The following is a 24,506-nucleotide window of genomic DNA, read 5'->3' on the forward strand; positions in this document are numbered from 1 at the left end:
TGCCCGATCTTTTCGTTGGCGTGACCTCTCTACTGAGTTTCCAGTTCAATACACTCAGGGGAATCCTTCATGGCCATAAAAAACAAGAGCGGCGCAGGGCGTACGTTCACATCAGCCAAACGCATGACCGGGAAACGCGTCGCTATCGGGATAGGATGCGCACTATCGGGCATGCTCACCTCCGCGATGGCGGCGCCCGGTGCGTCGGCACCACCCTCGGCGGTTGAACAGTCCGCTATCCTTTCCTTCGCCATTCCCGCCGGTGATCTGGCGCCTGCCTTGCAGACGGCGGCCGCTAAGGCCGGCGTGATAGTGATTTTCACGCCCGAACAGACGCGTGGAAAAAGCACCGCGGGCCTGCAGGGACATTATCGCCTCACCGACGCGTTCAATACGCTGTTGGCGGGCAGCGGATTGCGCGCTCAGCAAACCGCACAGGGATATCGGTTGGTCGACGCCGGGCCGGTTCAGCCGTTGACGATACCGGAACTGTCGGTGGTCGGCGGTTTGTCCGACAGCGTCGCCGCCGGCCGTTCGGTACTGGATAAAGAAGACATCGAACGCGTACAGGCCGATAACATCGCCAGTTTGCTTGATCGCTTGCCCGGCGTAGGGATGGCGGGATCGCCGCGCCCGGGCGGCCAAAGCCTGAATATCTGGGGCATGGGCGACATGGAAGATGTGAAGGTGGTGCTGGACGGGGCGCCGAAGGGATTTGAGAAATATCGGCAGGGTTCGGTATTCATCGAACCCGAACTGCTGAAAAAGGTTGAGGTCGATAAGGGGCCGCACAATCTGTTGAACGGCAATGGCGGCTTTGGCGGGACCATTACGCTGGAGACCAAAGATGCCGGGGACATGCTGCTGCCGGGCGAAGATTTTGGCGGCTTGCTGAAGTACAGCTACCACACCAACGATCGCCAGGGCATTTACAGCGGCGCGTTGTACGGCCGTACGCCGGAAGGATTTGCCGACGGTTTGATCTACATGAGCAAGCGTGACGGCGGCAACCTGAAGCGGCCGGACGGCACGCGCTTTGCCTATTCCGCCAACGATCAGGCTTCCTACCTGTTAAAAACCAATATTTATCTGAGCGAGGCGCAAACGCTGACGCTGTCGGCGATGCGCTCCGATTCCGATGGCTGGCAGCCTTTCGCCGCCAAGCGGGACGATATCGCCGCGCCCAGCCAGGCGGATATCGATAAATATGGCCGGGAAGAAGCGTGGCGCCGCATTCTGGTGTATCGCGACCAGACAGACACCAATTACTCGGTGAAATGGAATCTGGCGCCGGAAGCGCAGCCGTTGCTGAATCTGACGCTGTCTTACGCCTATTCGAAGACAGAGCAGCATGACAAGCGGCCGGATTCCGCTTCAAAGTTCAGCTATCTCGGTACGTTGGGCAATGAAAGCTGGGTGAACTATACCGATCGGCAGTTTGACGTCAGCAATGAAAGCCGTTTCGCCAGCGGGCCGCTGGAACACAAGCTGTTGCTCGGCGCGCGTTGGCATAAACATCAGCGCGATACCCTGATGTATTACCCCTCGCAGGTGAAAAACGCCAGTTACAACTACGGCTATTTCCAGCCGTATTACATGCCGGCGGGCGAACAGGAAACCCGCAGCGTTTATCTGCAGGATGCGGTCAGCTTCGGCAGCCTGACCGTGACGCCGGGCGTGCGTTACGATCACGTGACCAACACCGGGCAACCGAACCGAGCTCCGCGCTATAACGACAGCGATCCGCTCGTGGGCCATGATTACAGCAGCGTGACCTATACCGGCTGGTCGCCGCATTTGGGCGTGATGTGGAAAGCGACGTCGAATCTGTCCCTGTTTGCCGACGTCAGCCGCACCTGGCGCGCCCCGGTGATTGACGAACAGTATGAAGTGCAATACGCCGCTTCCAGCGTGCCCGGCACCAGCCGCAGTCTGCAGGTGGAACGCATGACGGGCGTTCGCCTCGGCGCGGTGCTGGACTTCAACGATGTGTTGATGGCGAGAGACAGCCTGCAGATCCGCACTACGCTGTTCCGCAATCGCGGCAAGGACGAGATTTTCTACCGTCGCGGCGTAGTGTGCGACGCCGCACGGCACGGTGGCCAATGTGGGCAACCGTTGTCGAACTATCGCAACTTGCCGGGCTATACCATTGAGGGCGTGGAGCTCGAATCGTTTTATGACAGCGAAAGCCTGTTCGGCAGCCTGTCGTTCTCCTCGATTCGCGGCAAACGCGACGCTTCACCACGCGATCCGTGGGGCAGCGAAACCTGGATTGCCGAAATTCCACCCGTTACGGCACACGCGATGCTGGGCATGAAAGTGCCGCAGTGGGACATGGCCTTCGGCTGGACCGGCGATTTTGTGCGTAAACAGGATCGTTCACCGGCCGACGGCGATACGATGGCCGTTGTCTGGGCGCTGCCGAAAACGTCGGGTTATGCATTGCACGGCCTGTTCGCCTCGTGGCAGCCCAGCGGTTTGCAGGGCTTCGAAGCTCGCGTCGCGGTGGACAACCTGTTCAACCGCGATTATTACCCTTACCTGGGCGAATCGGTGTCCGGCGTAGGGCGCAACATCAAGTTTAGCGTTAGCCAACGTTTCTGAATATCCTGCTGACAGGGGCCATTTCGGCCCCTTTTCACGTTTTCTCTCCCGTATTTCCCTACTTTTTCGCCGTTTATAAATCATCAGCAATCGCTTGACACAGAAGTTACATTTTTAAAATAATAATGATTATCATTTTCAATCTCATTATCAATCGGTGTTATTGAATGGCGAGGAAAGAGGCCGCGGCAGCCAACGGGTTTGCTCAACAGCTTTACCTTGAGCACCACAGTTGGCTATGCCATTGGCTGAGACAGAAGGTCGGGTGCGCGCATCACGCCGAAGACCTGGCGCAGGATACGTTCATCAGTATTTTACTGAGCCCGCAGTTGCTTGCCATTCGGCAACCACGCCCCTTCCTGGCGACCGTGGCGCGCCGGCTGGTGGCGAATTATTACCGACGTAAAACAATCGAAGAGAGCTATCTGCAGGCCTTGAGCGAGCTGCCGGCGATCGAGGCACCCTCGCCGGAAGTCCGTCAACAAACCCTCGAAATGCTCGAACAGTTGGATCAGGCGTTGGACGGATTGCCGGCGCACGTCCGCGAGGCCTTCCTGTTGGCGCACCTGCAGGGCATGCGTTATTGCGACATCGCTGAACGTTTGCGGGTGTCGAGCAGCTCGGTGAAACAATATCTGCAGCGCGCCAATTTGCACTGTTTCTTTGCATTGGCGGCGTAACGGCAAGTGCGGAGCCCATGATGGAATCGGATATCGATCGGCAGAGCGCGCGTGAGGCCGCCGCCTGGTTAACCCAGCTGATGTCGGAAGAGGCAAGCGACGCGGATAGGGAAAACTGGCGGCGTTGGTATCAGGCGAAACCGGAAAATGAACGCGCCTGGCGGCATATCGCCGCGTTTTCATCCCGTTTTTCTCTGCTTAACGGGGCGGCGGCGCAGCGTAGTCTGTCGCAGTTGCCAAACCCGCAGCGCCGTCGGTTGCTGAGAAGCCTGGCGGCCATCGGCGTGGTGGGGTCGGTTGGCATCGGTTCTGGCGCGCTGCCATGGCGCCCCTGGCTGGCGGATTACCGCACGGCGGTGGGGGAGCAGCAAACCGTCGCGTTGGCGGATGGCGCGCAGTTGATGCTGAACACGCAAACGGCGGTCAACGTCAGCCGTCAGCAGGCCGCATTGCTGGAAGGCGAAATGATGGTGAATCTGCCGCCGGAAAGCGGCGCGTTGACGGTGAGGCTGCCGCAGGGCGAGATCGTGGCGCAGGCTGCTCGCTTCAGCGTTCGCCTGTGGGAAACCTACAGTGATATCGCCGTTTATCTTGGCCGAGTCACGATCCTGTCGCCGGCGCATCGGAACGCGGTGCTCAACGCCGGTCAGGGCGGCAGATTAAGCCGGCAAGGCATTGGCGAACCGTATCGCGTGACGCAAGAGCCCGGTTGGCGGCAAGGCATGCTGTTGGCCGACAACATGCGGTTGGACGACTTCCTGATGGAGCTGGGGCGTTATCGTCAGGGCGTTATTCGCTGCCGGCCGGAGGTCGCCGGCCTGCGGCTCTCCGGCGCGTTTCCGCTGGCTGACCCCGAGCGCGTCATTGCGGCTCTGCCCGGTGCGCTGCCGGTTAGGATAAATATGCTGTCAAAATACTTCATCACCGTATCCTAAAGTTTTTTACTCTGCTATTTGTATTTTTCCTTCTGGATTGGCCTGTTTTTTCTCTTTCCCTGCCCGGTACCGCGTGCCTAAACGACTTTTCTGACATGCCCCGACCGTCGTGACCGTTGCGTACGTTGGTCGGTTTCACGCTTAACCTGAGTATCGTTTTCCATGTTGAATCACAACGTATTACCTGCCGATTTATCTTTACCGCCTACAGGCGGGCGATTGCGCTGGGCTACCGCCAATGTGTTGGCGTTGGGTCTGCATGGTGCGTTGTTGCTTGGCCTTGGTTATCACCTGGTGCCACCGTTGCTGCCCGCGGCGCAACCGATGGTGTTGATGATGGTTGCCGAGCAGGCGGAATCGACCCCCAACGCAGAGCCGATGCCGACCGGCGTGCGCCAGGTGCAGGCGGTGGCGCAACGGCAGGCCAATCGGGAACCGGAGGCGGCGATGCCTCCGCTGATTCATGCGCCGCGTGCGACGGAGCGGCAGAGCAAGGCTAAAGGGCAACGGAACGATCCCATCAGACCGAAAACGGAACCGCCGCGCCCAAGGCAGGAGGAACAGGAAAAAATAGCGTCTGCAAGCTCAATAGCATCAAGCACCAGCGCGCCGCCGTCTCTGGATGGAAAGCGTGTTGCCGCACCGCAAACCAGCGTGGCGTCGCAGCCGAGCCAGGATGCCTCGGTCTGGAGCGGCCTGCTGTTGGCGCATTTGAGCCGTTTCAAACGCTACCCGGCTCTGGCGGTACGCCAGCAGCGCCAGGGTATTGTTCAGGTTGCCGTGACGTTGGATCGACAGGGGAACGTGCTGGGTGTGAAGCTATTGCGATCGAGTGGGGTTGCTTCGCTCGACCGGGAGGCGCTTCAGTTACCGCAGCGCGCTTCTCCACTGCCCGCACCCGGCAACGAGATCGCAGCGGGGCAGGCGGAATTCAGCGTGACCATTCCGATTCGTTTCGATCTGCGTGAAGTTCGCCATTAATGAAAAACTCGGCTCTAGGTAAACGGAGGCTGAGTTAAAAGCCAAAGCGCATCAAACGGATAGCAGCGATGGGGTGGTTTCTACTTGATCGTCGCCAGAAAAATACAAATACTGTATGTATGAACAGTAATCTGGTGCCGTTATGAATAACAACCCACTGACGATGAAAGGTCGGCAACCATGTTCGCCCTGGTAGACGTCAACAGCTTCTATGCCTCCTGCGAGACCATCTTTCGGCCCGATCTGCGCGGGCGGCCGGTGATCGTGCTGTCCAACAACGACGGCTGCGTGATCGCCCGCAGCGCCGAGGCGAAGGCGCTGGGCGTGCCGATGGGCGCGCCTTATTTCAAGATCAAAGAGGAGATGCGCCGCCGCAACGTCGCGGTGTTCTCCTCCAACTACGCGCTGTAGTAAGTTAAGTGGAGTGCAACATTTGATCGCCAACACTGAACGTGTTCTCATATCAAAGGTGAATTCCAATGACCAGACATCTGCTTTCAACTCATAGCATGATCTTTGTCGAACAATGGCTGAAGATCCTGACTGATTTGGGGCGAGCGCCAGCCACGATACTCGCCTACCGCCAGGCGCTGGTACATTATTTACGTCACTGTGAGACGCAGGCATTGCGGCCTGAGTCCGCGCGCTTTGAGGACTTTTCTGCCTATCTTCGTCCGTACTTGCCGGGGATGGCGCACCCCGTCGCCAGCGCCACCTTGCAACTGCGGATCTCCGCCATTCGCCTCTGGTACGACTTCCTCTTCTACCAGGGAAACTGTGATCATAACCCGGTGCCACGTACCCTGCAGCCCGCCGCAGGTTTCAGTGCACGCGGACTGGTGCCGCGCATCGTCAAACTGCCCCGCATTCCGGATGATCCGGGCTGGATTTCCTTGCTCGGACAGGCAGCAAAAGCTTCTCTGCGCGACCGGCTGATGCTGGCGCTGGCCTATTATGGCGCACTGCGGCGGGCCGAAGTGACTGCTCTTAGGATCGACGACCTGGATCCGGGGCTCCGTCTGATCCGTATCCGGGCGGAAACAACAAAAAGCCGGCGCGAGCGCGTGGTGTGCTACAGCCCGGCCGTGACCCCGATGCTGGCGGCACACATGCAGCAACTTCGACGGAAAGGGCATACCGACGGCGCGCTGTTTCGTTCGGTGTCGGACCGTAACCACGGCGCCCCCCTGAGCATCTGGAGCTGGAGCAAGACAGTACGGCGCTGGGCCACACAGGCCGAATTGCCGGATTTTTCAACGCACACCTTCCGTCATCTGCGCCTGACGCACCTTGCCCGGGCCGGTTGGCGACTGCACGAAATCGCCGCCTATGCCGGCCACCGCGATCCCCGCACAACCCAGATATACCTGCATCTGTCCGGCACTGATTTGTCGGCCAAAATGGCCGGGGCGATCGCGGAGCAGGACCGGCGCGTCGCCAGCCAGGTGTTTGGCTGCCCGGAGGTGTCCCATGCCGACTGAAAATCGTCCCCCGGTGATCTGGCAACCCTTTGAGCGAGCGGCCTATCGCCTCGACGATACGTTGTCAGAAGAAGACCGCCGGGCTATCAGCACCGCTCATGGGCGCACGCTGTATCAGCAGCGCCGGCCTGTCCCGCCATTATTGCAGCCGCTGATCGATATTGCCCGGCGCAGCGGGGCGAGTGGGCGGATAGTGCGGGTGACCATCCAGGCTATCCTGGCCGAAATGGCCCGCCTGAATACCCCCTGTCATCGCTGGACGGCAGAGCGCTGGCAGGCGATGTATCAGCATCGGCGGTTGAGTGGGCCTTTGCTGGCGGCGTTTGCCTTCCACCTGAGCGATGTGCCGCTCCCGCTGCAGGACGAGCGCTGTCGGCAACCGCTGTTTTATGCCCGCGCCGTATTTGGTCAGGATATTTGTCAGCAGGAGTGGCAGCGCTTGCTGGCGGTGCTGGTCAGCCTGGGCTATTCGCGCCGCACGCAAGAGATGTTCCTGTCTGCGGTGTTGAGTCTACTGATGCTGGAAAACGGCGATCCGCGGCTGGAGAGCTTTACGCCTGAGTTGTTGATCCGCGGCCAACAGCATCGGACGGAAGGGATCGCCAGAGCCGTGGGGAAAGTATCTCATGGGCTGGCTGCGATGGGGATCCTGACGCGCCCGTTGCGTATGCGGGGCTACATCGGCTGGCGGGAGAAAAACACCGACGGCATCGCACCTGAGTGGGTAACCTGGTGCCGGCGCTGGCGGGAAACGTCCGTGCTACGCCCCAAAACCCGCGAGTCCAGCTACAGTATCATCCTGCGTATCGGTTTGTGGCTCGCCAGGGAACACCCGCAGATCCGCGAGCCCAAAGACTGGACGATCGGTATCTGCGCCGATTTTATCGCCGCGCTGGGTCGACTCAACGTGGATGAACTCTCCCTGGCATCATCACCACGCCGGCACCTTTCATCGCGTGTCGAGCAGCCGATGAAGAGCAACTCCCGCGCGTCCTTCCTGTATGCCCTGCGCCGTTTTTTCATTGACTATGAACTCTGGGACTGGGGGCGGTTGCAATTGAGCCCCTTCCGCCATCTGGCCACGCCCAATACCCCGACCTTCAGCCGCGGCGTCAATCCCCGGGTGATCGACGATCCGGTCTGGCTCCGGCTGATTTGGGCCAGCCTGAATCTGCGCCCGGAGGACATGCTGACCGGTATCCATTACCCGTTTGCCATGCACCAGGCCATGGCCGTTATCTGGACGCACGCCGGCCTGCGCCAGAATGAGATCCTGCGGCTGACGACCGGGTGCGTGCAGGCACAGGAAGAGGATATCGTCCAGGAAGACGGCACCCGCATTCCGGCCGGTACCCTGTGCTACCTGAGCGTCCCCGCCGGCAAAACATCAAAAGCCTTTGTCAAACCGGTGGCGGCCGTGGTGAAAAAATATGTCGATTTATGGCTGCAGGCGCGCCCGACGGAGCAGGCCGCACTCAGCGATGAGCGTACCGGCGAAAAAGTCCGCTATCTGTTTCAGTTCCGTGGCAGACAGGCCGGCCGCGCAATGCTGAACAACACCTTGATCCCGATATTGTGCGCCCGCGCTGGCGTCCCTTGCGAGGACAGCCGGGGGCGCATCACCAGCCATCGCGGGCGTGCATCCGCGGTGACGGCATTGGCCAGCGTACCGCAGGGCATGACATTGCACGAGTTGATGGAATGGTCCGGGCACAGCTGCCCACGCTCGACGCTGCACTATATTCGCCTCCGTCCCACCCGGCTGGCGGCATCTTTCGTCAAAGCCGACAAGATCTCCCACATGATTGGCGTGCTTATCGATCACGACAGTCAGGCGATGACCGACACGGGGCCGGCCTTGTATTACGATCTTGGCGAGCTTTACTGTACCAATCCGTTCTGGAGCAGTTGCCCGCATCGCATGGCCTGCATCGGCTGTGATTTCAGTTTGCCGAAAAGTAGCGCGAAGGTCATGGCGCTGGAAAGTCGGGCCTCTATTCGACGTTATCTGGAAGAGGTTCCCCTGACGCCCGATGAACAGGCCGTCGTTGCTGGGGACATCGAAAAACTGGATAATTTCATTCGCAAGAGCCCCGACACACCGGCAACCGACTGAACGCGAGAAGCAAATCGTTTTGGGTGCCAACCTTTCGGCACTCCTTTAATGTAGTCGTCCTAGTCGTCCTAGTCGTCGCTTGTCATCATATCTATACTCAAGGGGCGAGCACGGGTTAATCACGCCGGATATCGGGCTCTGTAAATAACCGTTCAATCAGTTTTCCGGGCACACAGAGGGAATTGTGCTATCAAGTAACTGTCAGCGGCACGCTCTTAGAGCGTTACAGTAAGTATAAATATTATGCAGGGAGATATCCAAAAATGGATTATCTGATTAGACGGGTACTTATACATATCCTGTTGGTAACCATGGGCTAGTAAAAGTGTTGAGGAATTCGAATCTGTTATATATATTGCATTGTTCCAGTCTATGTCAGTAAAGAAAGCAACAACAAAAAAGCACACAATAAAAACAGTCAGCAACTTGACAATAAAAAAATACTGGCTATATATAAATATTAAGTACTTTCTCAGCATTACTAAAAACACGGCAGCATAATACTAAACTCCTTGGGTATCGAAAGGTTTATCCATCACTACTCATGATAGAAACATTTAATTTCCAGACCGAGATGTTACCTCCTGGGAGGATTTAATCTACAAGTGATAACACCAATTATTTTACTAATGCTTTTTTGTATTTTTTAGAACGTACCTGAGGTGAACACCTCATACTAACTAAAACCAGCTTGAGTGAGGGGTATGGAGATTTTTATGTTGCCATTAAAAAAAGAAGTGTATATCGATCCTGTTGTCATGACCTTATTAAAGGACATGTCTGTGAGTAATAACAACAAGGTTGGAATATTGAGGGTGAAAAACGCGACTATGATACTTGAATCACTATTTGATTTTGAGCTTAGTAAGGATAATTTTGAAAAACTACCAAAAAATGAACCCCGATATATACTGTTGCGCTCACAAAAAATACGCCACAAAGACCATTTGCCACAGAAATTAATACTATTCTATTGGTGCCCGCGGCTGGCCATTTTAAAAGATAAAATTGAGTATACATCCGCCAGAACATCATTATTAAATGCTCTTCCGCGAGGTAGTTACACTTTATTTTTAAACAACATAAGAGGATTGATGAGGCTAACCAGATAGGATTTATTTAGAATGGCAGCAATCAAGTAAAAATGTGAATTAGCAAGGCTAGTTAGAAATAATCATTTATATTCCTTTGTTTGAAAAAAGGATATAATAAGGATGGGAAATGTTTTGTGAAGCAATAGTTTTAGTTATAATTGTTATAGCCCTAGTATTGGTCTTTTGGATACTCATGAGTGTTAACTAATGAATGAATTATTACCGTTTTAATATGCCTCCACGATATTAAAAAAGGGAAGCCACCTAGCTGGCGGCTTGTGGTTGATGAAGTTCTCAGCGTGGCACGGCTCACTCCATTAAGGTTCTTGCAGGCCGCTATTATTATATTTATTAAGCCTCATACCAACTACTCGGTCAGTTTTATGTCTCTTAGGGCAGGAATCACAGCCGTTGTAAAGTTGTGCTTGAAGTCAACGTTATCAGTGCGTTTATCTGGCTTCATGGAATCACCATACAAACCACTGTGAGAGCCTGCCCAATAACCACCGAATTTACTCCCAATCATTTCACAGAACAAGGTTGAGTTTTTCGAGCCAAATGGGATCTGATCACGGGTTTGTGCACAAACAAAATAGAGAATCTTACCATTTTCATCGAACAACTTAGGCGTCATACCCATCGTCAGCTCATCGCCGAACGATAATTCAAGTTTTTCCAAGCCATCCTCCTTACCAGTACCCATAAACACCTGATGGTAAACCGTCACACTAAGCCTCTGCAACTTTGGCCGGTAGGTTATGATTCTACGGCTATCTAAATCTGTGCTTTCATAGGTATCTTCGCTCCAAAAAGGTGATATATCAGACACCTGAGAAATAGCAAAGAAGTAGATCTCCGCTCGAAGGCTTCTCCTGTCTAAACGGATCCCTCCTCGAACTTGTAGCCGGCAGCTACTCGGATAGTTTTGGTTTGCGAAGTATGAATAATCTGGCTCTACGTAGTCAACATGTTCTGCATGGATATTCCAATCATGGTTCATATACTTCTCCTATAAACGAATTAACTCACGATATTCTTAGCTAATTTTACGCCAATATATTATTACCGATTTAAATATATTTTTTCATGAAGATATCAATCACATCACTTAATTATTTCGTAAATAAAACGATCTGCTAAGAGGTCAGAAGTCAAGCCTGTTGAAGGTGAGAATCCCCCTCCATTAATTGAAGAGAAGTTAGCTCCTTTTTTTCCGTATGAAACCAATCGTTCGCCTTCATCTTTTTCAGTAAACAGCGTATAAGAATAACCATGCATTTTTTTATATAAATCCGCATGTTTTCTCATCGATTTATATAAAGCCAATAAACTACCATCATCTAAATCAAGAGTGTCACTTTGATTGACGCCCCATCTAGACAAGCAAACTTCAGCAAAATGACGAACTATCATTCCAGGCTCCGATAAATGTTTACCGCCACCACTACCTCCATTAAGAGATGCATTACCAACAAGCGTCGCATGTCTACCCGACATGGGGTAGATATGTACAGCTGTTGATTTTTCAGTTTCCGGAATCACGCATGAAAAACCTTTTGAACGTTCATCTCTAGCATAAAAAGCAACGTACTCTTTTACATTTTTACCTAATGAGACCTTATTTGACTGGAAGTTCAGTGGCCCTGGCACAGGGTCTATTGCAAAAATATTCACTGGTATGTATTTTAGAACCGGATCGGAAAGCATTGCATTAGCAAGCATATGACAACTGATACCACCACGGCTCCAGCCTATGAGGTTGACTTGTGTTGGTAGCACATCATCTTTGCGGAATATTTTTATAATTTGTTGCTGTAATTTTTGTTGCGTAACCTCTCGATTTCCGTAGTCATAATGGCGCCAAAAAAAAGACCCAGTTTTTTCAACATCCTGAATAGGAATTCCGTGCTTCTTAAGAAGGTGATATTGCTCTTTAGTTAACTTTTCACGTTGCCAGTCAAAATCCCCCTTCATAATATGAAGGGCATGCTTTACATTCTCTTCCCAACCGTAACCAAGAGAGATTCCAGTCAATTTATAATGCTCACCACTTTTAACCCACAACTCGTCATCCTGAAGGTTACCACTCCCAGGACCATCAATCTGGATCCATTCTGCAAATTCACGACCCAAATTGTTAGATGCAATGGTTGAAACAAGTTCGCCATTCCAGTAATCATCGTTTGTGTCATCGAATTTATTCGAACCTGTTCCACAAAAATATACAGTGAAAGTTGTCATAATAACCTCTACTTGTAATATTAGATAAAGGCGAAGCTCTATAAATATTGGTGCCAGATTAAATTACCGCTAGGCTAGTATTCATTACTTGACGACATAAACTTCAAACTTAGGACTAAATTTCACCTCACATAATTTTATAGCTATTGCATGTCAAATTAATTACTTAAATTTACGAATTTAATCTTTACATGCGTTATTTATAAATCCATCACCAAAAAAGAGTGATGGATTTAATATTAACTCACTCGATATAAGTCAATCGCTAACTTAACCTAAAACCAGAGAGAAACCCAAGTCTTGATGCCATTAAAGGTAGTAGTAATGCTATCCCAAGCATTCTTGATCCATTTAACTACATCTTGGACAATACCTACGATAAAGTCTACGATTTTATCGACCAACTCGTGGAATAAGTTGCCAACCTTTTCCACTATAAAAAGAATAGTGTTTTGTGCTTCGGGGTGTGCTTCACCGATTTCTGATGCAGCATTGAAGATTTTATCGATGTTGTTAAGTGCTTTTTTCTGGGCATCTTCCTTTAGCTTAGCTAATTTGGCTGAAAAATCGCTTTTTGCAGCAGTTGAAAGATTCGCATCTGTTAGCTTTTTCGTGGATTGTTCTAATCCATCTTCGATATGTGAAGCTTCTTCCTTGGCCAAAACCTTAGCATGCGTTTCAATATCCTGTAATCTATCCTGAATGTCTGTACTCAATGATGCACTGTTATCACTTACGAAAAAAGAAATCCCATCAGTTTCCGAATCAACAAGTTCAGAACTAAAGCTTACGCCATTGACTTTCGGAGAGTAACGTATAGCCTTACCAGTTTTAATATTGTTTTTAAAATGATCTCGCATATCATTCAAAACTGCAGCGAACTCACTCATGTGCATCTCCTATAACGTAGTTAAAAGTATTGTGATATATAAAAATATGCATGTCAGTCATTTTTCCACTAGAGACAACATGTTTTTAAGATCACATAAAGAATGTAGTTGTGGTAATGGTTATCTTCAAGTTTGCATTTGTGATATTGATTGTAAATTTAAGAATTGCATGTTCATTACGCGCATAATTAGTTTAAAAAACATTTCAAGTAAAATAATACTATGTGCAAATAAATTGCAATCATGCTATTGTTAATTCCATAAACCATTGCCAGTGAAATAATATTCACGATCATATTTATTATTGGTTATTAGCATATAAGTAATAAAACCATTAATAAATAACAGGTTACATGTAAAGCATGTATTCCTCTGAATTACTTGCTTATATTAAAATGGAGAAATGATATGTATGGATTCTACCATATAACTCCAGACGCATCGCCTAATGCCAAGCGTTTAAGGATCAATTGACCGATCCGGTCGTTGCTGTACAAAGGGGCCATGGTATTGTCATGGCCCCTTTAACATGGAACTTTCCCAGGCTCTTGGCATCATTAATTTCACCATGCTCGAACGGCCTCGCTCTCTTTCCGTCCGTATACCCGCTGAATTTATTCATTAAATTCTGACGGTTACCGACACAATCACTCTTCGTAAGCGAAAACTCCCTCTTGAATCGATGATTTGGCTCGTTGTGAGCATGCCGGTTTTCTGCAACAGTGCCGGATAACCCAGCAAACGCTGTACCGTCATATTTATCCGGATGGTCAACTGCGAGCCGACGGGATAAAGCTGCTCAACCGGGGATAATTTTTACGGACGGAAAAATCTGGGGTTCCGGCGTAGAACCCCAATAGCATTGTTTTTTATGTGGGTGATGTATGTTTATGATATTATTTCTTTTTTATGAACTTTAAAAGTTGAACCTGTGACTAAAACTAACAAAATATAACAGGAAAATGATAAGGAGCGTTGGCACATCGGGGACTGAATCGATATAATCAACGCCAACCCATTCTGAAGTGTGTTAGCGATGCTGCATAAGCGCAAAGCTTAAAAATAGCCACGATACTCCTTAGCGTGGCTACTATATAAAACCAGGCTGAAGTAGCACGGGAGCCATTCTATCTGAATTATCCCTGTGAGCAGCCTCACTATTCTTATCTTATCATGAGATTTTACGTACCACCTTACAGATACATTTGTTCGGGGATGAAAGAGGCAGCCCCATTAGCGTAGCCAATTCAGCAAAAATCACGCTGTCGCTTTACGCGCCAGAATCGCTCAGACAGCCCCATAATCTTTCATGCTTTCGTCTAGAACCATGGCATCACTTCCAAATATTGGACCTGATACACGCACAGGGGCAGTTTTTCTGAGTAATTCTATTGATTTTGCATTCCACATAAACGCCGACATGTCCCGCCGGGTGATGGACACGCTGGAAGAGATGGCGCCGGCGGTGGAGATCTACTCGCTGGACGAAGCCTTTCTGCGGCTGGACGGCGTGGCGCATTGCGAAGCGCTGGAGCCGTTCGGCCAGCGGGTGCGCGATCGCATCCGGCGCGAGCTGCATTTGACGGTTGGGGTCGGCATTGCGCCGAGCAAAACGCTGGCCAAACTGGCCAACTTCGCCGCCAAGAAATGGCGCGGCACCGGCGGCGTGGTGGATTTATCCGATCCGGCGCGCCAGCGCAGGCTGCTGGCGTTGATCCCGGTGGAAGAGGTGTGGGGCGTGGGCCGCCGCCTGACTCGCCAGCTGCAGGCGATGGGCATTCATACCGCGCTGCAGCTGGCGGACTGCGATACCCGGCTGGCGCGTAAAACCTTCAGCGTGGTGCTGGAGCGCACGATACGCGAGCTGCGCGGCGAATCGTGCCTGCGGTGGGAAGATGAGGCGGCCGCCAAAGAGCAGATCATCTGCTCCCGTTCGTTCGGCCAGCGGCTGACGCACTACCCGCACATGCGCGAGGCGATCTGCAGCTATGCCGAACGCGCCGCCGAAAAGCTGCGGCAGGAAAAGCGCTACTGCCGCAACGTGTCGGTGTTTATCAAAACCAGCCCGCATTCGGCGGGCGAGGGGTATTACAGCAATATGGGCACCGCCCGGCTGCAAACGCCGAGCAACGACAGCCGCGACATCATCGCCATGGCGGTGCGTGCGCTGGAAAGCATCTGGCAGGAAGGACGGCGTTACCTGAAGGGCGGCGTGGTGCTGGGGGATTTCAGCGCCGCCGCCATGGCGCAGATCGATCTGTTCGACGACTGCCCGCCGCGCCGCAACAGCGAGCGGCTGATGGCGACCCTCGATCGCCTGAATCAGGAAGGACGCGGGCGCGTGTGGTTCGCCGGGCAGGGGATCGTCAAGCCGTGGCAAATGAAGCGCGAAATGCTGTCGCCGGCCTACACCACCCGGCTGGCGGATATTCCGGTGGTGCGGCTGTCGCCGCGAAACTCGCGCCGGTAGCGCGAGGGCGAGGTGTTCAGTTGCTTAAGAAAGTGGCGCCGCAATGAGGTGGTAGAGGGAAAGCCGACCTTTTCCGCGATGGTTTCCACCGAGCAGTCGCTCTTTTCCAGCAAACGCTGTGCGGCGATGAGGCGCTGATTCAGCAGCCAAAGCGAAAAGCGGGTGCCGGTGGTTTGCTGAAACCGGCGGGTAAAGCTGCGGCGGCTCATGCAGGCTTTCTGCGCAAGGCTATCCAACGACAGCGTCTGATGCAGGTTTTCCATCGCCCAGGCCAGCGCCAAGGAAAAGTTGTCCCCCTGGCGGGTATTTTGCACCGGTAGCGCGACATACTGCGATTGTCCACCTTGCCGGTGAGGGGGCACCACCAGGTGGCGCGCCGCCTGCGCCGCCATGTCAGCCCCCCAGCGTTTTCTCACCAGGTGCAGGCAGCAATCGATGCCGGCGGCGGTGCCGGCCGACGTCACGACATCCCCTTCATCGAGATACAGCACGTCATTTTCGACGAGCACCGCCGGATAACGTTGCTGAAAGTCCGGCAGCCAGCGCCAGTGGGTAGTGGCCCGGCGATGATTCAGCAGGCCCGCCGCCGCCAGCACGAATGCGCCCATGCAAAGGCCGACGACGGTGGCGCCGGCAGCATGGGCATGGCACAGCGCATCCAGCAGTGCGGGTTCCGGCTGGCGGGCCGGATTGTCCCAACTGGGCACGATCACCATGTCCATGCCGCTCAGCGCGCCGAGCCCAAGGTTGACCACAATGGAAAAACCGGCATTGGTTTTCAGCTCGCCAGGCTCGGCGGCGCACAGGGTCAGTTCGCACAGTGGTGCGCCTGAAGGCGCCAGCACTTTTTCAAACACCGCAAAAGGCACCGAAAGGTGAAAGGGAATGATGCCGTCGAAAACCACAATGCCTATTTTCATCCGCGATAACGCCTCTTGCAGTGCGCGCCGCCGGGGAGCGGCGCGCTGAACCTTATTTGGTCACCGGCAGCGCCAGGATGCCCTCGGTAGTTTTGATTTCCGCAAACACGTCCGCCACCGCGGCCAGCGCCGCCCGCTGCAACACGCGGTGATCGACCACGCCACCCGTGCCGTCGTCCAGATCGCGCGTCGCCGTCGCGTCTTGCGGGATCAACACATCATAGCCGAGCGGCACCGCGTCGCGTGCGGTAGAAGAGATGCACATGTGCGTCATCAAACCGGCCACAATCAGCGTTTTGATGCCCTGCTTCTTCAGCTGCGCATCCAGATCGGTGCCGACGAACGCGCTCGGCGTCGCTTTGGTGATCACCGCATCCCCTTTAGCGGGTTGCAGCGCCTGATTGAATTCGGCGTAGACCGAGCCTTCGGCAAACAGCGGGCCGTTGGCCGGCCCCAGATGCCGCACGAAATAGACCGGCATGCCGTTTTTGCGGGCGAACTCAACCAGCTTTTTACTGTTATCCAACACTTTCTGGCCATCCGGGATCACCATTTTGCCGCGAAAGCCGCTGCCTGCGTAATATTCATTCTGGATATCCACCACGATTAGCGCCGTTTTGGCGGCGGCCAGGGCAGTGGTGGTGGGGGCGCCCGACATGGCTCTGATGGTTTTGGTATTCACGTTTACGGTCTCCTGAGCCAATGCATTGAAGGAAGCGGCGCCCATCATGGCGGCCAGCAAGGTGGCATGAACCAAAGCTTTCATTTGCACTCTCCTGTTAACGATAAGTTCGGGAGCCATTATTTGCCATCCGCTCATCGTGCAAGAGTAGGGCAGGTGACCACATTCGGTACTTTTGGGCCAACTTCGTGTGCGGCTGTTATCTGAATCGGGATCGGAAGCCGCAGCATATCCCCCCCTCCTGTAAGCGCCTTCTATTTATGACTATCAAGTTTTTCGGTCGTCATATTTCTGCCGTTAACGCCGTTTCTCTTTGTTTAATCTGCCACACAGCCACCATGCATTGTTCTTGTTGCTGTGAATTTCTATAACGGACGGGCAGTTAAAAATTGGTTTGCCGAGAATTACGTCGTGCGTATTTCTCGGCATGTTGATAATAAAGAAATAAGGATTAAGCATATGCCTGGATTTAATTATGGCGGTAAAGGGGATGGAACTAACTGGAGTTCTGAACGTGGTACGGGCCCAGAACCTGGGGGCGGTGATAAGGGCCATTCCGGCGATCGCGGTGGCGCCAGTGTTGGCAACAGCCCGGAACAGCAACAGATAGCGGCGATCCAAAACGATCCAGCGTTGCGCATGAAGCTGGCGGCGGTGATCAAGGCGGCGCGCAGAATCAACCCGGATGCACAATTGCGTATTGAAAGCGTCAGCCCGTCCGGCACGCTGAGCCTTTCTGCCACCGGTCTGACGGCCGATCAGGCTAAGCACATTGGCCTGGGTGGACTGGTGATGGGAGTCAACGCCAAGGGAGGAATGGTGGCGATCGGGGATATCGAAACCGGCCATGCGCGCAAGACCTCAACCCCCGGTAAAGGTGGTAATAATGGCCTGAACGCCGGGCAGATCGGCGCCTCCTCGTTAGGCAGTTTCGTGACAGACTCACACCGCGATCGGCCCGTCAACGGCTGGCATGGTAACGGCAAAAGCGGTGAGTTCTCGACGACCCGCACGACCGGGAGTTATTTCGGCTTTCATCATTTGAAGGTGGAAAAGCAAGCCGGAATGGCGACCTACAGTCTCTACTATAAGGCCAATAAGAACCGGCCCGCGTTTATCGCCGTGGTGAGAGGGGATAACCTGAATGGCATGGAGGTGAAATATGCCAACGGTAAGCCGGTGAAATCTCCAGGCTCGGTAAAAAATATCGTTAAGGAATTCGTCGAATATCAAAATGCGGAATTAAAAGCGATCAAGGATGGCGTCAGCCTGGCCGCCGGCATCAATAAAGATATCGCGGAAAAGCTCGGCGCGAAATACGCCAAGCTCGCCAAGGATTTGGAGGCAGGAATTCAAGGCAGATATATCCGCAATGTGCAGGATGCGGAAAAAACCTACGAGCAATTGACGAAGGGCTTAAACAAAAAGCTCAAGGCGCAGGATAAAGCGGCGATTGTCGCCTGGTTGAAAAAGATCGATGCGGAACAGTATGCCCGCAATGCGCGGGTATTGGGCAAGGCGTTTACCGGCGTGGATTGGGCGATTAAAGGGGCGGACCTGACAAACGCCGCGATCGAGGGTTTCTCTACCGGCAGTTGGAAAGCGTTCCGTAATCAGCTTGAGGCACTCGGGTTGTCCATCGGGGCAGGCTACACGCTCTCCGCTATCGCCGCGTTTTTCGCGCCGACGCTGGTGTCGTCGACGGTGGGCATTTTTGCATTCGCTTATCTGTTTGGCTGGGCTACCAGCTATATCGATGCGGCTCTTGCAGGAGAACTGGAAAAACTGATTGTGGATCTGTAACCGCAAGAGGGGGGGAGCCCCCTCTTTTTATCCTATCGACAAGTCCCTTTTTCACCCCCCCGGCGCCACCGTCAGCAGCAGGTTGGCGAAGCGGCGCTGCTCGCCGGAGGCGATCACCAGCAGCGTCCGATCCGATTTGACCGCGGCGTAGAACGCCTCGCGCGGCAGGTGTTCGACCGGGCACTGCGCCGGCAGCAGCTGTCGGTATTCGGCTTCGATGGTGTTGGTGAAGTCCGGCGGGCAGGCCATCAGCGTGGCGCTTTCCACGTTGATGCAGGCCAGCAGTTTTTCCAGGATTGGCGGGGCGGCGAGTGTGCCGGGCGCCAGGTTCAGATAGACCACGGTGGCGTCTTTCGGCGCGTGGGTCACGCAGGCGTAGTTGCCGTCGGCGATCAGCACCTGAGTTTTATGCCCGCATTGCGCCAGCGCGGCGAGCAGCGGCGGGTGGGTGATGGCGGATTTGATCATAAAGCGATTCCTGAATGAGAGGGCGGCAGCCGTGCCGCCCGCGGTTGAACTACATGCGGTAGATGCCGCCGTTGATGTCGAGGGTGGCGCCGGAGATGAAGCCGTCGTATTCCGCCGCTAGGAAGGCGATGGCACGCGCCACGTCGTCCGGCGTGCCTGCGCGGCCCAGCGGAATGGCGCGAACGGTTTCCTCCGCCGATGCTTGGGTGGTGTGGCGATTATGGAAGCGGGTGCCGAGGATCAGGCCGGGCGCCACCGCGTTCACCCGGATGCCGTATTCACCCAGCTCCGCTGCCAACGAGCGCGTCCAGGTGAGCACCGCACCCTTGGTGGCGGAATAGACCAGCGAGCCGGAGTGCCCGCCGGCGCGGCCGGCCTGCGAGGCCAGGTTGACGATACTGGCGCCGTTTGCCGCCTTCAGGAACGGCAGCGCGCTCTGGGTCACGTTCAGCATGGTGGTCATGTTCACGTCGATTACGGTTTGCCAAAAGGCGCGCTCGATCTCGCCCAACCATTTGCGCCCGACGATGCCGCCGACGTTATTGACCAGAATGTCGATGCCGCCGAGAAACTCGGCGCCGGCCGAGACGCAGCGCAGCGTTTCGTCGGTATCGATGAGATCGGCGTAGCCGTAAGCGGCCTTTTGCCCCAATGAATGGGCCAGCGCCACCAGCGCTTTGGGGCCGCTTTCGTCGCTGTGATAGTGAAAATAGATGTCGCAACCGGCCTTGATCAGCCGCTCTGCGGTGGCGCGGCCGATGCCCTGTTCCGCCCCGGTGATAAAGACCTTTTTGCCCGCAAGATCGCCCATGATTGACTCCTTATTGTTCGTTAAGCATTGATGACGCCTTCACGCTGTTTCGCGCAGTAGAAAATGCAGATCAACCCGGTGGCCAGCAGGCACGAGGCCAGGAAAAACAGCCCCGGCGCGCTACTGCCGGTCAGATCGTTCAATACGCCCACCGCATAAGGCGCGACGAAGCCGCCGATATTGCCGATGCAGCTGACCACCGCCAGCCCGGCGGCCGCGGCCGCGCCGGTGGAAATGTTGGCGGGCATGGATAAAAACGGTGGTACGGCGGTGTAGATGCCGATGGCGGCGATGCACAGGAACGACAGCGCGACGAGCGGATCGTATTTAAAAAATGTCACCGCCCCCATCAGGCCGATAGCGGCGACCACCATGCTGAGGCCGGCGAACACGCCAAGCTTTTTGGTTTTGCTGGCCCACAGGCTCCACGGGTACACCAGCAGCGCGGCCAGGCCGTAGGGAATGAGCGCCAGCAGGCTGACGCGGAAGATATCGCTGCCGGAAAGGGCGGTAATGATCGACGGCAGCCAGGTGCCGAAGCCATAAATGCCGCACACCATGCCGAAGTTGAGCAGCGCGTAGAGCAGGTATTTCTTGTTTTTAATCCCTTTCAGGAAGTCGCCCAGCGTGATTTTAGAGCCGGATTTGGAGCGGCCGGCGTTGCTCATCAGCCAGGCCTTTTCCTCCACGTTCAGATAGCCGACGTCCTTGGGCGAGTTCTTGATCAGGAACGGGATCAGCAGGCCGATGACGATCGGCGGCAGCCCTTCGAGGATAAACAGCAGCTGCCAGGGAGCGAACCCGAACCAATCATGCTGAATATTGAGAATAAAGCCGGAAATCGGCGAGCCGACGGCGTTGGACAGCGGCTGGACGATGATGAACATGCCGAGAATTTTGGTACGGTATTTTTCCGGGAAGAACACCGTGAAGTAATACACCACCGAGGGAAAGAATCCGGCTTCGCACACGCCCAGCATAAAACGGCAGATATACAGCTCCAGCGGCGTGCGTACGAAGCCGAGCAGGGTCGCGAAGATGCCCCAGGAAATTAATATTCTGGCGAACCAGATGCGCGGGCCGAATTTAATGGTGCCGGCGTTGCTGGGTATTTCAAACAGAAAATACCCGATAAAGAAAATCCCGGAGGCGAAGCCGAAGGCCGAGGCGGTCAGGCCCAGGTTATCTTCCAGCGCTTTGGCGGCGTAGGCCATGTTATTGCGATCGAGAAAGGCCAGGAAATACAATAAAATCATGAGGGGGACAATATGTAGCGTCAATTTCCTGATAGCGCTGCGTTCAATATCCTGCGGCTTGCTTATTTTCATTTTGATATTTCCAATGTGGTTAATCGGAATAATAGAGGCCCGGCCCATAACCCTGAGCTGAACGTTAAATAACGGCACGACGCTGATTCATTGAGGCGCGGGCATCCCTTAAGCGCGACGGCCTTTTCCTTTGTTTTTGGCTGACACCGATCCGGACGATGCCGCTACGCATCGCCTGGGAAGACGCTGTTATTTCAGTTAGCCGGCGGCTTTGACCGAGCGCCGGCTGATGACCGTCGGCGGGAAGAGAAACTCGCCGGGCGGTTGCGCATCATTGTTGATGCGGCCGATCAGGCGCTCGACCATCAGCTGCGCCATCTCCGCCAGCGGCGGCCTGACGGACGTCAGCCCCGGTTCGGCCAGGCCGGCCAGCGCGATATTATCGATGCCGATCACCGAGATGTCTGCGGGTACCTGGACGCCGGCGGCGCGCACCCCCACCATCAGCCCGATGCCCAGCGCATCGTTAATCGCCACGATACCGTCCGGGCGCGGCGTCAGCGCGAGCACGCGCGGCGCCAGCGTCAGCCCCAATTCAAACATTTCCGTGTCGCCGTAGGCGCTGTTGGCTTTGCCTTCGATCACCCGTTGGCGTTCGCTCAGGCTGTGCCCCAGCGCACTTAGAAAACCGTCGATTTTGTGGCTGCGCCCGACGGTGAGCGTCGCTTCGGTGGCGAACACGATGTGTCGGCAACCGCGTTCGAGCAGGTGCTGCGCGGCCAGGCGCCCGGCGGCGACATTGTCCATCGATACGCTGTCGAACAGCGGGGTATCGATGGCTGCCCGTTCGGGAAACGGATTGTCGTAGCTGACGATCTTCATGCCCCGCTCGGCGGCCCGAACAAAATGGGTCTGGCGAATGTCGCTCGCCGCCACGATGATGCCGTGCACGCCATGCAGGAACATATCGTCGATAAACGCGGCCTCTTCCTGTTCCTGGCGGTACGCGTTGCCGAGCAAGACGCGGTAGCGGTGAGCCCGCGCCGCGCCGTCGATCGCATGCGCCAGCGCCGAAAAGCTCGGGTTGACGATCGACGGCAGCAGCAGGCCGATGATCTTGGCCTGCGGTGCGGGCACCGCCGCCGCCCGGGCCGGCCGGTATCCCAGGGTCGCCATCGCTTGTTCGATGCGCTCACGGGTCTGCGCGCTCATCTGGTGGCTGCGGTTATTCAGCAGGTTCGACACGCTGCTGATGGACACGCCGGCCAACCGTGCGACATCACGAATATTTGCCATTTGCCGATACCTTGCTGCCTGCCGTTAGCCTGCAATCTATAAGGGAAGCCGGCCGCAGGCAAGCCACAACCGGGGCACCGCGCGCATGGGATCGCGCATTTGTGAGAATCGTCAGGCGGCGGCCACGTTGTTTACTAAACAGTAAGGCGGGGCGGGAGGTTATGCCGAGATGGGGCACATGTCCGGCGGTGTCTCGGCGGCCTGCTGGCGGAATTTTCCCGGCGTCAGGCCGAAGTGGCGGGTGAAGGCTTTATGCAGCGCCACCTCCGACGAGTAGCCGGCCTGTTCGGCGATACGGCTCAGCGGCAACGCCTGGCGCGCCAGCAGCCGGGCCGCCAGCTGCATGCGGATGGCGGTGAGGGCCTGCAGCGGCGTTTGCTGCGTGACCTGACGAAAGACGCGGGCGAAGTTGGCGCGCGACATATGGGCCCGTTCGCTCAGTTCCACCAGCGTCCAGGGGTGTTGCGGGCGGCGCAGCATCTGTTCAACCACGTTGCCCAACTGCGGATGCAGCAACGCGGCGACCAGATTGCCGCTCTGATTCGGCTGGGCCAGCCAGGCGCGGATCGCCAGCGCGAACAGCAGCGCCATGGTCTGGCTGACAATGGCGTTGTGCCCCTGGCCCTGTTGGCTGAACTCATCGCTCAGCAGCTGGCCGGTCGCCTGCAGCAGCGCCAGCTGCCCCTGTTGGCGGCTGTTGAACAGCAAACATTCCGGCAGGCTCGCCAGCAGCGGCGATGCGCTGTGCGGCAAGATTTGCACGCCGCACAGCAGGTGCGTGGCGCTGTCGGCCCCCTCCGGCAGCAGGCGATGGGCGGAGTTGTGCGGCAAGAACAGCAGGCTGCCTTGCTCCAGCGGTACCGGGCGGCCGCCGGGGATCTCCAGCCGACAGCTGCCCGCCAGCACCATGTGCCAGCGGATCTGACTCCACTCCCCGGCGGCATGCGGCGAGCGCCACTCGCCGCTGAAATGGCAATCACGCGCCACGTAACCGCGCATGTCGTTAAGCATCAACAGTTGGCTGAGCGGATCCATTTTGAGACTCCTGGCTAAGAAGCTGATTGTTTCGGCAATGGGCCGGCGTAATGCGAAGCACTAAGATCGGTTCGATAGTGCAGCGATGCGGAGGGCGCCGCTGCGATGCATGAGTTATCAATGACATGGAGCCGGTAATGAAAATACTATTCTTTCTGAGCAAGGGCGACAAGCTGGGATTAACGCTGATTCGCCTCAGCATCGCCATCGTCTTCTTATGGATTGGCCTGCTCAAATTCATCCCTTACGAAGCGGACAGCATCACGCCGTTCGTCGCCAACAGCCCGCTGATGTCGTTTTTCTATGACATGCCGCAGGACTATCAGGCGCACCTGACGCACGAAGGCGAACTGAACCTCGCCGCCCGCGCCTGGCAGCAGGCCAACAATACCTATGGCTTCTCCAACGGCCTGGGCGTGGTGGAGGTGGCGATCGCGCTGCTGGTGCTCGCCAACCCGTTCTCCAAATGGTTGGGGCTGTTGGGCGGCATGCTCTCCTTTTGCACGCCGCTGGTGACGCTGACCTTTTTGATCACCACCCCGGAGGCCTGGGTGCCCGCGCTGGGCGATGCGCATCACGGCTTCCCTTATCTCTCCGGCGCCGGGCGCCTGGTGCTGAAGGACACGCTGATGCTGGCGGGTGCGGTGATGATCATGGCGGATTCGGCGCGCAGTGTGCTCGAGAAACAGTGGCGGGGGAAGGTAGCATGAGCGTCATGAACCGGGCCG

The 24,506-nt window shown here is 55.3% G+C and carries 20 protein-coding genes and 2 pseudogenes; 12 read left to right on the forward strand and 10 right to left on the reverse strand.

The window, feature by feature from the left end; translation table 11 throughout:
* The first annotated feature begins 69 nt into the window (after nt 1–69).
* From WCL58_RS00260 to WCL58_RS00295, 8 genes and pseudogenes are all read left to right on the forward strand, one after another.
* Nucleotides 70–2,607 (forward strand): TonB-dependent hemoglobin/transferrin/lactoferrin family receptor, encoded by a 2,538-nt coding sequence (locus tag WCL58_RS00260; protein WP_443004859.1) that lies wholly within the window; start codon nt 70–72, stop codon nt 2,605–2,607.
* A 167-nt stretch (nt 2,608–2,774) separates the two neighbouring features.
* Complete coding sequence (locus tag WCL58_RS00265; protein ID WP_047571520.1) at nt 2,775–3,287, forward strand: sigma-70 family RNA polymerase sigma factor; 513 nt, start codon at nt 2,775–2,777, stop codon at nt 3,285–3,287.
* A 17-nt stretch (nt 3,288–3,304) separates the two neighbouring features.
* Complete coding sequence (locus WCL58_RS00270) at nt 3,305–4,222, forward strand: FecR domain-containing protein (RefSeq protein WP_060439692.1); 918 nt, start codon at nt 3,305–3,307, stop codon at nt 4,220–4,222.
* 219 nt (nt 4,223–4,441) lie between these two features.
* A complete protein-coding gene (locus WCL58_RS00275; RefSeq protein WP_060451653.1) occupies nt 4,442–5,203 on the forward strand; it encodes an energy transducer TonB in 762 nt (253 codons plus the stop codon).
* A gap of 180 nt (nt 5,204–5,383) precedes the next feature.
* Nucleotides 5,384–5,611 (forward strand): annotated as a pseudogene (locus WCL58_RS00280) (Y-family DNA polymerase); the annotation flags it as partial.
* Nucleotides 5,612–5,682: 71 nt separating this feature from the next.
* Nucleotides 5,683–6,684 (forward strand): tyrosine-type recombinase/integrase, encoded by a 1,002-nt coding sequence (locus tag WCL58_RS00285; protein WP_336850275.1) that lies wholly within the window; start codon nt 5,683–5,685, stop codon nt 6,682–6,684.
* A complete protein-coding gene (locus tag WCL58_RS00290; protein ID WP_336850277.1) occupies nt 6,674–8,800 on the forward strand; it encodes a tyrosine-type recombinase/integrase in 2,127 nt (708 codons plus the stop codon). The genes WCL58_RS00285 and WCL58_RS00290 overlap by 11 nt, the downstream gene beginning before the upstream one ends.
* Before the next feature lie 716 nt (nt 8,801–9,516).
* Nucleotides 9,517–9,912, forward strand: coding sequence for a hypothetical protein (locus WCL58_RS00295; protein WP_336850279.1), 396 nt, complete (start codon nt 9,517–9,519; stop codon nt 9,910–9,912).
* Nucleotides 9,913–10,261: 349 nt separating this feature from the next.
* Here WCL58_RS00295 and WCL58_RS00300 read toward each other — a convergent pair whose 3' ends face one another.
* The 3 genes from WCL58_RS00300 to WCL58_RS00310 form a co-directional block, all read right to left on the reverse strand.
* Complete coding sequence (locus tag WCL58_RS00300) at nt 10,262–10,894, reverse strand: hypothetical protein (RefSeq protein ID WP_336850280.1); 633 nt, start codon at nt 10,892–10,894, stop codon at nt 10,262–10,264.
* 104 nt (nt 10,895–10,998) lie between these two features.
* Nucleotides 10,999–12,135 carry a hypothetical protein gene (locus WCL58_RS00305; RefSeq protein ID WP_336850281.1) on the reverse strand — a complete coding sequence of 379 codons (1,137 nt, stop codon included), beginning with the start codon at nt 12,133–12,135 and terminating at the stop codon, nt 10,999–11,001.
* A gap of 275 nt (nt 12,136–12,410) precedes the next feature.
* The gene (locus WCL58_RS00310) at nt 12,411–13,025 is read right to left on the reverse strand and encodes a hypothetical protein (protein ID WP_336850282.1); all 615 of its coding nucleotides are present in this window, start codon (nt 13,023–13,025) and stop codon (nt 12,411–12,413) included.
* Nucleotides 13,026–13,671: 646 nt separating this feature from the next.
* On the opposite strand from WCL58_RS00310, the gene WCL58_RS25345 reads away from it, so the two are divergent.
* The gene (locus tag WCL58_RS25345) at nt 13,672–13,758 is read left to right on the forward strand and encodes a transposase domain-containing protein (protein ID WP_443004956.1); all 87 of its coding nucleotides are present in this window, start codon (nt 13,672–13,674) and stop codon (nt 13,756–13,758) included.
* 627 nt (nt 13,759–14,385) lie between these two features.
* Nucleotides 14,386–15,495 (forward strand): annotated as a pseudogene (umuC, locus tag WCL58_RS00315) (translesion error-prone DNA polymerase V subunit UmuC); the annotation flags it as partial.
* Here the strand turns inward: umuC and WCL58_RS00320 are convergent.
* Together WCL58_RS00320 and WCL58_RS00325 are read right to left on the reverse strand one after the other, a co-directional pair.
* The gene (locus tag WCL58_RS00320; RefSeq protein WP_060452567.1) at nt 15,432–16,415 is read right to left on the reverse strand and encodes a GlxA family transcriptional regulator; all 984 of its coding nucleotides are present in this window, start codon (nt 16,413–16,415) and stop codon (nt 15,432–15,434) included. The pseudogene umuC and the gene WCL58_RS00320 overlap by 64 nt on opposite strands.
* Before the next feature lie 52 nt (nt 16,416–16,467).
* On the reverse strand, nt 16,468–17,181 hold the full coding sequence (locus WCL58_RS00325; RefSeq protein WP_060452568.1) for a cysteine hydrolase family protein: 714 nt from the start codon (nt 17,179–17,181) through the stop codon (nt 16,468–16,470).
* 375 nt (nt 17,182–17,556) lie between these two features.
* On the opposite strand from WCL58_RS00325, the gene WCL58_RS00330 reads away from it, so the two are divergent.
* Nucleotides 17,557–18,900 carry a colicin-like pore-forming protein gene (locus tag WCL58_RS00330; RefSeq protein WP_033653600.1) on the forward strand — a complete coding sequence of 448 codons (1,344 nt, stop codon included), beginning with the start codon at nt 17,557–17,559 and terminating at the stop codon, nt 18,898–18,900.
* A gap of 51 nt (nt 18,901–18,951) precedes the next feature.
* Here WCL58_RS00330 and WCL58_RS00335 read toward each other — a convergent pair whose 3' ends face one another.
* The 5 genes from WCL58_RS00335 to WCL58_RS00355 form a co-directional block, all read right to left on the reverse strand.
* Nucleotides 18,952–19,368 carry an RbsD/FucU domain-containing protein gene (locus tag WCL58_RS00335; protein WP_141959577.1) on the reverse strand — a complete coding sequence of 139 codons (417 nt, stop codon included), beginning with the start codon at nt 19,366–19,368 and terminating at the stop codon, nt 18,952–18,954.
* 49 nt (nt 19,369–19,417) lie between these two features.
* On the reverse strand, nt 19,418–20,179 hold the full coding sequence (locus tag WCL58_RS00340) for an SDR family NAD(P)-dependent oxidoreductase (RefSeq protein WP_060420684.1): 762 nt from the start codon (nt 20,177–20,179) through the stop codon (nt 19,418–19,420).
* A 20-nt stretch (nt 20,180–20,199) separates the two neighbouring features.
* Nucleotides 20,200–21,435 (reverse strand): MFS transporter, encoded by a 1,236-nt coding sequence (locus WCL58_RS00345; protein WP_170310536.1) that lies wholly within the window; start codon nt 21,433–21,435, stop codon nt 20,200–20,202.
* 270 nt (nt 21,436–21,705) lie between these two features.
* Nucleotides 21,706–22,743: a LacI family DNA-binding transcriptional regulator gene (locus tag WCL58_RS00350; protein ID WP_084827623.1), complete on the reverse strand. Its 1,038-nt coding sequence runs from the start codon at nt 22,741–22,743 to the stop codon at nt 21,706–21,708.
* A 159-nt stretch (nt 22,744–22,902) separates the two neighbouring features.
* A complete protein-coding gene (locus WCL58_RS00355) occupies nt 22,903–23,778 on the reverse strand; it encodes a cupin domain-containing protein (protein ID WP_060439696.1) in 876 nt (291 codons plus the stop codon).
* Between the two features lie 137 nt (nt 23,779–23,915).
* On the opposite strand from WCL58_RS00355, the gene rclC reads away from it, so the two are divergent.
* Complete coding sequence (rclC, locus tag WCL58_RS00360) at nt 23,916–24,488, forward strand: reactive chlorine resistance membrane protein RclC (RefSeq protein WP_089186115.1); 573 nt, start codon at nt 23,916–23,918, stop codon at nt 24,486–24,488.
* Nucleotides 24,489–24,506: the final 18 nt, after the last annotated feature.

This window comes from Serratia sp. TMDUHS_CL (assembly GCF_037137105.1).
In the GTDB taxonomy this organism is placed as follows: Bacteria; Pseudomonadota; Gammaproteobacteria; order Enterobacterales; family Enterobacteriaceae; genus Serratia; species Serratia nevei.

Coding starts and splice junctions, on each gene's coding strand:
- WCL58_RS00260 (WP_443004859.1), top strand. CDS start 70: ATGGCCATAAAAAACAAGAGCGGCGCAGGGCGTACGTTCACATCAGCC.
- WCL58_RS00265 (WP_047571520.1), top strand. CDS start 2,775: ATGGCGAGGAAAGAGGCCGCGGCAGCCAACGGGTTTGCTCAACAGCTT.
- WCL58_RS00270 (WP_060439692.1), top strand. CDS start 3,305: ATGATGGAATCGGATATCGATCGGCAGAGCGCGCGTGAGGCCGCCGCC.
- WCL58_RS00285 (WP_336850275.1), top strand. CDS start 5,683: ATGACCAGACATCTGCTTTCAACTCATAGCATGATCTTTGTCGAACAA.
- WCL58_RS00290 (WP_336850277.1), top strand. CDS start 6,674: ATGCCGACTGAAAATCGTCCCCCGGTGATCTGGCAACCCTTTGAGCGA.
- WCL58_RS00295 (WP_336850279.1), top strand. CDS start 9,517: ATGTTGCCATTAAAAAAAGAAGTGTATATCGATCCTGTTGTCATGACC.
- WCL58_RS00300 (WP_336850280.1), bottom strand. CDS start 10,894: ATGAACCATGATTGGAATATCCATGCAGAACATGTTGACTACGTAGAG.
- WCL58_RS00305 (WP_336850281.1), bottom strand. CDS start 12,135: ATGACAACTTTCACTGTATATTTTTGTGGAACAGGTTCGAATAAATTC.
- WCL58_RS00310 (WP_336850282.1), bottom strand. CDS start 13,025: ATGAGTGAGTTCGCTGCAGTTTTGAATGATATGCGAGATCATTTTAAA.
- WCL58_RS00320 (WP_060452567.1), bottom strand. CDS start 16,415: ATGAAAATAGGCATTGTGGTTTTCGACGGCATCATTCCCTTTCACCTT.
- WCL58_RS00325 (WP_060452568.1), bottom strand. CDS start 17,181: ATGAAAGCTTTGGTTCATGCCACCTTGCTGGCCGCCATGATGGGCGCC.
- WCL58_RS00330 (WP_033653600.1), top strand. CDS start 17,557: ATGCCTGGATTTAATTATGGCGGTAAAGGGGATGGAACTAACTGGAGT.
- WCL58_RS00335 (WP_141959577.1), bottom strand. CDS start 19,368: ATGATCAAATCCGCCATCACCCACCCGCCGCTGCTCGCCGCGCTGGCG.
- WCL58_RS00340 (WP_060420684.1), bottom strand. CDS start 20,179: ATGGGCGATCTTGCGGGCAAAAAGGTCTTTATCACCGGGGCGGAACAG.
- WCL58_RS00345 (WP_170310536.1), bottom strand. CDS start 21,435: ATGATTTTATTGTATTTCCTGGCCTTTCTCGATCGCAATAACATGGCC.
- WCL58_RS00350 (WP_084827623.1), bottom strand. CDS start 22,743: ATGGCAAATATTCGTGATGTCGCACGGTTGGCCGGCGTGTCCATCAGC.
- WCL58_RS00355 (WP_060439696.1), bottom strand. CDS start 23,778: ATGGATCCGCTCAGCCAACTGTTGATGCTTAACGACATGCGCGGTTAC.
- rclC (WP_089186115.1), top strand. CDS start 23,916: ATGAAAATACTATTCTTTCTGAGCAAGGGCGACAAGCTGGGATTAACG.